Source organism: Micromonospora sp. S4605 (assembly GCF_003176715.1).
Taxonomy (GTDB): Bacteria; Actinomycetota; Actinomycetes; order Mycobacteriales; family Micromonosporaceae; genus Micromonospora; species Micromonospora echinaurantiaca.
Window position 1 is genome coordinate 1 of record NZ_QGSW01000403.1, and the last position, 7,051, is coordinate 7,051.

The following is a 7,051-nucleotide window of genomic DNA, read 5'->3' on the forward strand; positions in this document are numbered from 1 at the left end:
CCGGTCTGGCCGGGGGTGCAGGCGGACGGTCTCCCGGCGGATGTCGGCGGGACGGGGCATCCGGCTGCCGGGCAGGCTCACGGCGGCGGCGCCCCAGGCCAGCGCTTCGGTCAGCGCCACCGCGGCCCGCTCCGGGTCGCCCTCGCCTGCGGCGGCGACACCGCCCGCCGCGAGGAAGCCGGCGAGCAGGGCGTCGCCGGCACCGACAGAACTGCGGGGCCGGGGCACCGGCGCCGCGCCGGCGAGCACGCCGCCGGCGTCGACCAGGACGGCGCCGTCCGCCCCCAGGCTGGCGAGGACGGCGCCGGCCCCCCACGAGCGCAGTTCCTGCGCGGCGTCGACGACGTCGTCGAAGCAGGTCAGCGGGCGCCCGACCACCTCGGCGAGTTCGTCCCGGTTGGGTTTCAGCAGGGCCGCGCCGGCCGTCGCGGCCGCCCGCAGGGCTGGCCCGCTGGTGTCCACGACCAGCGTGTCCCCCGCGGCCACGACCCGCGTGCAGAGTTCGCGGAACGCCTCGGTCGGCAGGCCGGGTGGCGCGCTGCCGCAGGCGACCACGCAGCCGCCCGCTCCGGCTTCGGCGAGCACCTGGTCGGTGACCGCGGTGAACTCGCCGGCGCTCAGCTCCGGGCCCGGCTCGTTTATCTTCGTGACGGTGCTGTCCGGTTCGGCGAGGGTGATGTTCGACCGGGTACGGCCGGAGATCGGTAGCGCCCGCACGTCGACCCCCTCGGCGCGGAGCAGGCGGATGAGCTGCCCACCCTCGTCACCGCCGCACGGCACCAGCGCCCGCGACGGCACCCCGTTCGCCAGCAGCGCCCGGGACACGTTCACGCCCTTGCCACCCGGTTCGAGATGCGCGGCGGTCGCGCGGATGACGTCACCGCGGACGAGTTCGCCGATCTCGATGGTGCGGTCGAGACTCGGGTTGAGGGTGAGCGTCACGATCATGCCCGCACCACCCGTACCCCGGCGGCCTCCACCTCGGACGCCAACTCCGCGTCGACGCCGAGGTCGGTGATGAGCAGGTCGAGGTCGGACAGGGAGCCGAACCGGGCGAAGTAGTCGTTACCGATCTTCGTGTGGTCGGCGAGCAGCACCACCCGGCGGGCTGCGCTGATCATGGCTCGCTTCACCGCCGCCTCGGCCGGGTCGGGCGTGGTGAGGCCGCGCTCGACGGAGCAGCCGTTGGTGCCGAGGAACGCGACGTCGACGTAGAGGTCGGCGAGGGGGCGTAGCGCCCAGTCGTCCACGGTCGCCAGGGTGCGGCCGCGCAGCCGCCCGCCGAGCAGCAGGACGTTGAGGTTCGGCCGGGTGCCGAGGACGGTGGCGAGAACCGGCGAGTTGACGACGACGGTCAGCTCCCGGTCGGTCGGCAGCGCCTCGGCGAGGCGGGCCGTGGTGGTGCCCGCGTCCAGGATGATGGCGCCCTCCTGCGGCACCTCGGCCAGGGCGAGCTTCGCGATGCGTTCCTTCTCCTCGATCAGGACCGAGTCCCGGGCGGCCAGCGCCGGCTCGAACCCGATCCGTTCCATCGGGATGGCCCCGCCGTGCACCCGGCGCAGGACGCCGGCCCGCTCCAGCGTGGTCAGGTCGCGCCGGATGGTCTCGGCCGTGACCTGGAGGGTGTCGGCGAGCGTCGCCACGTCGACGCGTCCGTTGGACCGTGCCAACCGGACGATCTCCTGCTGTCGCTCCTCGGCGTACATGTGGTTTCACCGCCGTTTCGAGTTGGTGCCTTTTTGTTTACGCCCGTTCATGTGGGGTGTCAAGGGTTGCCTCGTCCCCCGCACGCCGTCGGGGTCGGCCTCCTCGTTGAGCAGACGGGTTCGCCCCTGCCGCGCGCCGCCGAGCGGCGCCCGACATCCCACGGGTGGGAGGGAAGCTGGTGTTCGACGGTTTCGAGGAGCTGGACGTCGGCACCGCGGAGGGCGTCGTCCACCTCCGCCGGGGTGGTGGTGGCCCGCCGGTCCTGCTGCTGCACGGCATGCCGGAGACCCACCTGATGTGGCACCGGGTCGCACCGCGGCTGGCCGAGCGGTTCACCGTCGTCGCCACCGACCTGCGCGGGTTCGGCGACAGCGGCACCCCGCCCAGCGACGCGGAGCACGCCCCGTACGGCATGCGCGAGGTCGCCCGGGAGCAGGTGGCGGTGATGCGGTCGCTCGGGCACGACACGTTCGCCGTCGTCGGGCACGACCGCGGCGGCCGCTGCGGCTACCGGATGGCACTGGACCATCCGGACGTCGTCACCCGGCTCGCGGTGCTCGACATCGTGCCCACCGGCGACGCGTTCGGCCGCGCCGACATGGACTTCAGCCTCGGGTTCTGGCTCTGGTCGTTCCTCGCGGCGCCGGAGCCGGTGCCCGAACGGCTCATCGCCGGGGCGCCGGAGGTGATCGTCGACCACATGCTCGACGACCTCGCCGAGGTGCCCGACGCGTTTCCGGCCAACGTCCGGGCCGCCTACGTCCGGACACTGCGCGACCCGGACCGGGTGCACGCCGTCTGCGAGCAGTATCGCGCCGCCGCCACGCTGGACTACCGGCAGGACGAGGCCGACCGGGGCAGCCGCCGGATCACCTGCCCGGTGCTGGTGCTGTGGAGCCACGCAGGCCCCGTGGCGAGCTGGTACCGGCCGCTGGAGGTGTGGCGGGCGTGGGCCGACGACGTGACCGGCGGGCCGGTGGCAGCCGGCCACTTCCTGCCCGAGGAGGCGCCCGACGAGACGACCCGGCAGCTGCTGGCGTTCCTCAGCTAGGCGCCGCCGCCGGCCCGGCCGGTTCGGCGAACGGCCCGGCGAGTTCGGCGAACCGACGCGGGCCCGCTGCGAACATGTCCCGCACCGCGAGGCCGGACGTCTCCGCCACGCCGCGCACCGCTGCCGTGTCCAGTCGGGCCCACCGGAACGTCCCGCCGCGACGGAGCACGCCGTCGGTCGACCGGGACGCCAGCCGGGCGTGCCCGCGCCACAGGCCCGGCCCGGGCGGCTCCAGCTCGACGACGATCGTCCCGGTCGGATGGAGCAGGCGCCGGCACCGCCGCAGCAGCGCGACCGGGTCGCCCCCGATGCCGATGTTGCCGTCCATCAGCAGCACGTGCCGCCAGCGGCCCTCGGCGGGGAGGGCGGTGAAGACGTCCCGTCGGATGGCGACCGCACCGCGCATCCGGGTGAGCCGTACCGCGTGCGCGGAGACGTCCACACCGAGCGCGGTGCGTCCGGCCCGGGTCAGTGCGAGGGTGAACCGGCCCGGCCCGCACCCGACGTCCAGCGTCGGACCGGCGCACCGGACCACCACCGCCGCCGTCGCCGGCTCGGGCGGGCCGTGCCACCGGCGTACCGGCAGCGGGGCGCGGTGGCCGTCGCTCTGCTCCAGCCAGTGGGTGCCGGGGTGGGGGCGCAGGGCCGCGGCGAAGGCGGCGACCTCAGGGGCGTCCGGGACGCTACCGGGATCCAGGTCGCGGTTGGCCGGCCCGACGGCGTGCACCGTCACCGGCGACCACCGGCGGGCAGCGTCCGCACCGCCGCCACCTGACGGGCGAACCGGCTTCCGGTGGCCTCGGCGGCCACCACGAGCGCGTCCGGCCACTCGTCCACGTCGCGCAGCACGGGCAGCGCCGCAGGCCGCAGCCCCCGCGCGCCGAGCGCCGCCCGGGTGTGCCACGCGGTCCGCGCGGTGGACATCGGCACGGTACGCAGGGCGGCGGCGTGCCGCGGGTCGCGCAGCCCGAGCGCCCACCAGCCGCCGTCGACGGCCCGGCCGAGCGCCGCGTCGGCCGAGGCGAGCCGGCGGATCGCGGCGCCCAACCGGGCGGGGGTCAGCTGCGGGGTGTCCATGCCGATCTGCACCACGGCGTGTCCCGGGAAGGCGGCCGCGACGTCCGCGTGCGCGTTGACCAGCCGCTCACCGAGTCCCGCGCCGCGCTGGGCGAACACGGTCCAGCCGGCGAGCGCCGCTGCCAGCTCGGCGCCGCGCTCGGCGTCGTCCAGCCGGCCGGACAGCGCCAGCACCGGCACCGCACCGGGCACGGCGCGGACCGCGTCCAGGGTGTCCAGCAGGGCGGCCGCGGCGATCCGGGCCGCCTGGGCCGGGGTCGCCGGCGGGGCCAGCCGGGTCTTCACCAGGCCCGGCACCGGCGCCTTGGCCAGCACCAGCAGCACGCTCATCGCGGCCGGCCGACGGTGCGCAGCACGCCGGCGAAGTCGCGGGTGGCGCGCAGGGTGCCGCGTACCGAGCCGGAGACCTTGGACCGGGTGCCGGCGGCGCGCGGGGCGTAGCTGACGTCCAGCTCGTGGATGCGCCAGCCGGCGGCGGCGGCGCGGATCAGCAGTTCCAGCGGGTAGCCGAAGGCCCGGTCGGCGACACCGAGGGCGAGCAGCGCGTCGCGGCGGGCGGCGCGGATCGGGCTGAGGTCGCGCAGCGGTACGCCCCGTTGCCGCAGCAGCGCCGCGATCAGCGCGGTTCCGGCGCGGGCGTGCCACGGCCACGCCCCGGCCGAGACCGGCCGGCGCCGTCCCACGCTGAGGTCGGCGGCCCCGTCGGCCACCGGCGCGACCAGGGCGGGCAGCTCTCCGGGGTCGAAGGAGCCGTCCGCGTCGAGCACGCAGACCAGTTCCGCCTCGGCCGCCTCCAGCCCGGCGTGCACGGCGGCGCCGTACCCGCGGCGCGGTTCGTGCACCACCCGGGCGCCGTGCCGGGCGGCCACCTGCGGCGACCCGTCCCGGGATCCGTTGTCCACCACGATGGCCCGGTAACCGGGCGGCAGCGCGGTGAGCAGGCCGGGCAGGGCGGCCGCCTCGTCCAGGCAGGGCAGCACCACGTCGATCTGGGTCGGCATACCGCCGACGCTAGGACGCCAGCCGGGCGCCGGAGGGCAGATCGGGCCTTACGGATCTGTTACCGACGGATCGGTTCTTACCGGACGGTGACAGTCCGGCCGTTCGCCTGTCGTGGACGGGGTGGAGGACGTACCGTCCGGTCGGCATGAGGACGACCACGAAGCCACCCGACGCGCCCTGGCGGGCACCGACCCGCCGGCGGCGGGCCGACCTGACCGTGCTCGGGGTCGAGGCGGCGCTGCTGGCCCTCGCCGTGGCGGCCGGCGCGGTGCTCAACGCCCGCGACGCCGGCCTGCACGCGGACGCCGCCCCGCTCTACGCGACCTGGCGGCCGCACCTCGGTTGGGGCACCCCGGCGGCGGTGCTGGTGGCGGTCGTGACGGTCGGGGCCGGGGTGCGGTGGGCGTCGACCGCCCGCTGGGGCCCGCTGCTCGGCACGGCCTGGCTGACGTCAGCGGCGTGGACGCTGTCCCTGGCGCTGGTGGACGGCTGGTCGGCCGGGCTCACCGAGCGGCTCACCCCGCAGGCCGAGTACCTGCACGAGGTCCCCGGGGTCACGGACGTCCCCGCCATGCTGGCCGGGTTCACCGGACGGATCCTGGATTTCCAGCCGGACTCGTGGTCCACCCACACCGCCGGGCATCCACCGGGCGCGCTGCTGTTCTTCGTCGGGCTGGACCGGGTGGGGCTCGGCGGGGGCACCGCCGCCGCGCTGGCGTGCGTGCTGCTGGGCACCAGCGTCACCGTGTCGGTGCCGGTCGCGTTGCGGGCGCTCGGCGCCGAGCCGGCCGCCCGCGCGGTACTGCCCTTCCTGGTGCTGCTGCCGGGCGCGGTGTGGGTGGGCGCCTCGGCCGACGGCGTCTTCACCGGCGTGGTCGCCGCCGGGCTGGCCCTGCTGGCGGTACGCGGCCGGCTGGCGCCCGCCGCCGGCGGACTGCTGCTCGGCGTCGCGCTGCACCTGTCGTACGGCTTCGTGCTGGTCGGCCTGCTGGCGGTGGCGGTGCTGGCGCTGCGGCCGGCGGGTCGGGTCGCCGCGCTGGCCGCCGGGTCCGCCGGGGTGGCCGCGGTGGTGGTCGCGTTCACCGCGGCCGGCTTCTGGTGGTGGGACGGCTACCGGCTGGTGGTGCAGCGGTACTACCAGGGGTGGGCGGCCGACCGGCCGTACGGCTACTGGGTGTGGGCCAACCTGGCGGCGCTGCTGCTCTGCGCCGGCCCCGCGGTCGGGCCGGCGCTGCGCCGGGCGGTGGCGGCCGGCGTGGTGGCGGTGCGGTCCGCGTGGCGCGGCGCCGCCCTCCGGCTCGCCGCGCGGGCCGCCGGGCCGACAGTGGTGCTGCCGGTGGCCGCAGCGGTAGCGGTGCTCGCCGCGGACCTGTCCGGGCTGAGCAAGGCCGAGGTGGAGCGGATCTGGCTGCCCTTCGCGGTCTGGCTGCTGGTCGCCGCCGCACACCTGCCGGCGGCGACCCGCCGCTGGTGGCTGGCCGGTCAGGCGGTGACCGCGCTCGCGGTCAACCACCTGCTCTGGACGGTCTCCTGAGCACGTCGCGGCAGCGCGGTGGCCGCCTCATGCGGGCAGCGCCGCCGGCTCGCGCAGCGGATCGGTGGCGAAGGCCGCCACCCCGTCGGCGAACCGGACCTGGGCGGTGAAGCCGAGCAGGTCGGCCGCGCGGGTCGGGTCGGCGACCACGTGCCGGACGTCGGCCGGGCGGGCGCCACCGACCACCGTCGGGGCCGGTCCGCCCATCGCGGCGGCGAGGGTGGCGGCCAGCTCGCCGACGCTGCGCGGCTCCCCGGAACAGACGTTGACCGCCGCGAGGGACTCCGGCGGCGCCGTGGCCAGCGCGAGCAGGTTGGCCCGCGCCACGTCGGTGACGTGCACGAAGTCCCGCCGCTGCCGGCCGTCCTCCAACACGGTGGGGGGCCGGCCGTCGGCCAGCGCGGACCGGAAGATCGAGGCCACCCCGGCGTACGGGGTATCGCGCGGCATGCGGGGGCCGTAGACGTTGTGGTACCGCAGCGCCCACACCTGCCCGCCGGTCTGCCGCGCCCAGGCGCCGGCCAGGTGCTCCTGGGCGAGCTTGCTGGCCGCGTACGTGCTGCGCGGCTCCAGCGGCGCGTCCTCGGGCACCAGCAGCGGGGTCAGCGTGCCGGCGCAGCGCGGGCACGTCGGGTCGTAGCGGCCGGCGGCCAGGTCGGCGGGGCGGCGCGGGGCTCGAC

At 76.8% G+C, this 7,051-nt stretch carries 8 protein-coding genes; 2 read left to right on the forward strand and 6 right to left on the reverse strand.

The window, feature by feature from the left end:
- Together DLJ47_RS32145 and DLJ47_RS32150 are read right to left on the reverse strand one after the other, a co-directional pair.
- The coding region (locus tag DLJ47_RS32145; RefSeq protein WP_109905713.1) for a 1-phosphofructokinase family hexose kinase at positions 1-948 on the reverse strand (948 nt) is incomplete at its 3' end.
- Positions 945-1,706 carry a DeoR/GlpR family DNA-binding transcription regulator gene (locus DLJ47_RS32150; RefSeq protein WP_109905707.1) on the reverse strand — a complete coding sequence of 254 codons (762 nt, stop codon included), beginning with the start codon at positions 1,704-1,706 and terminating at the stop codon, positions 945-947. The genes DLJ47_RS32145 and DLJ47_RS32150, both read right to left, overlap by 4 nt.
- 179 nt (positions 1,707-1,885) lie before the next feature.
- Here DLJ47_RS32150 and DLJ47_RS32155 point away from each other — a divergent pair, with 179 nt between their 5' ends.
- Positions 1,886-2,758 carry an alpha/beta fold hydrolase gene (locus DLJ47_RS32155; protein WP_199236087.1) on the forward strand — a complete coding sequence of 291 codons (873 nt, stop codon included), beginning with the start codon at positions 1,886-1,888 and terminating at the stop codon, positions 2,756-2,758.
- Here the strand turns inward: DLJ47_RS32155 and DLJ47_RS32160 are convergent.
- Genes DLJ47_RS32160 through DLJ47_RS32170 form a run of 3 tightly spaced genes read right to left on the reverse strand, consistent with a single transcriptional unit; the run spans position 2,751 to position 4,836 of the window.
- Positions 2,751-3,491 carry a class I SAM-dependent methyltransferase gene (locus tag DLJ47_RS32160; protein ID WP_446723633.1) on the reverse strand — a complete coding sequence of 247 codons (741 nt, stop codon included), beginning with the start codon at positions 3,489-3,491 and terminating at the stop codon, positions 2,751-2,753. The genes DLJ47_RS32155 and DLJ47_RS32160 overlap by 8 nt on opposite strands.
- Positions 3,488-4,165, reverse strand: coding sequence for a TIGR04282 family arsenosugar biosynthesis glycosyltransferase (locus DLJ47_RS32165; protein ID WP_109905709.1), 678 nt, complete (start codon positions 4,163-4,165; stop codon positions 3,488-3,490). The genes DLJ47_RS32160 and DLJ47_RS32165 overlap by 4 nt, the downstream gene beginning before the upstream one ends.
- A complete protein-coding gene (locus DLJ47_RS32170; protein ID WP_088993517.1) occupies positions 4,162-4,836 on the reverse strand; it encodes a glycosyltransferase family 2 protein in 675 nt (224 codons plus the stop codon). Before DLJ47_RS32170 ends, DLJ47_RS32165 begins: the two co-directional genes overlap by 4 nt.
- Before the next feature lie 146 nt (positions 4,837-4,982).
- Between DLJ47_RS32170 and DLJ47_RS32175 the strand changes: the two genes are divergently transcribed.
- On the forward strand, positions 4,983-6,371 hold the full coding sequence (locus DLJ47_RS32175; protein WP_109905711.1) for a hypothetical protein: 1,389 nt from the start codon (positions 4,983-4,985) through the stop codon (positions 6,369-6,371).
- 27 nt (positions 6,372-6,398) lie between these two features.
- On the opposite strand, the gene DLJ47_RS32180 is transcribed toward DLJ47_RS32175, so the two are convergent.
- The coding region (locus DLJ47_RS32180) for an NAD-dependent epimerase/dehydratase family protein (protein WP_146228247.1) at positions 6,399-7,051 on the reverse strand (653 nt) is incomplete at its 5' end.

Bases quoted from the DNA above. Each gene is read 5' to 3' on its own strand.
- DLJ47_RS32150 (WP_109905707.1), bottom strand. From the start codon at position 1,706: ATGTACGCCGAGGAGCGACAGCAGGAGATCGTCCGGTTGGCACGGTCC.
- DLJ47_RS32170 (WP_088993517.1), bottom strand. From the start codon at position 4,836: ATGCCGACCCAGATCGACGTGGTGCTGCCCTGCCTGGACGAGGCGGCC.
- DLJ47_RS32175 (WP_109905711.1), top strand. From the start codon at position 4,983: ATGAGGACGACCACGAAGCCACCCGACGCGCCCTGGCGGGCACCGACC.
- DLJ47_RS32165 (WP_109905709.1), bottom strand. From the start codon at position 4,165: ATGAGCGTGCTGCTGGTGCTGGCCAAGGCGCCGGTGCCGGGCCTGGTG.